Source organism: Paenibacillus sp. GbtcB18 (assembly GCF_019091125.1).
GTDB classification, from domain to species: Bacteria; Bacillota; Bacilli; order Paenibacillales; family NBRC-103111; genus Paenibacillus_F; species Paenibacillus_F chitinolyticus.
The window spans coordinates 1-279 of sequence record NZ_JAGXJX010000261.1; the positions used below are offsets into that span (position 1 = coordinate 1).

Annotated in this window: 1 protein-coding gene; it reads right to left on the minus strand. The window is 57.7% G+C overall.

Annotated features, from left to right (window positions below):
* Positions 1-279, minus strand: a 279-nt coding sequence (locus KVT34_RS30200) for a LysR substrate-binding domain-containing protein (protein ID WP_254635246.1), incomplete at both ends; no start/stop codon positions are given.

Here is a 279-nt window from a genome sequence, read left to right on the forward strand (position 1 = left end):
TCGTCCTCCATGAATGTCTCCGAACGAATCCCCGGCCGCTGTAGCTCTCCTTCGACCAGCCCGACCTCCAGTTCGTGCGCCTGCACGAGCCGCTCAATTTCATCCGTATTGCCGACGGTGACCTGTACCTCTACCCCCGGATACAGCCGCGCATAGCTCGCCAGCAGCTTTGGGTGAAGAAACTCTCCGATCGTGAAGCTTGCCCCGACGCTTAAACTGCCAGAGACAACCTGGTTCAGCCTGTCGATTTCATGCTTCGTCGTCTCGTATTGCAGCAGT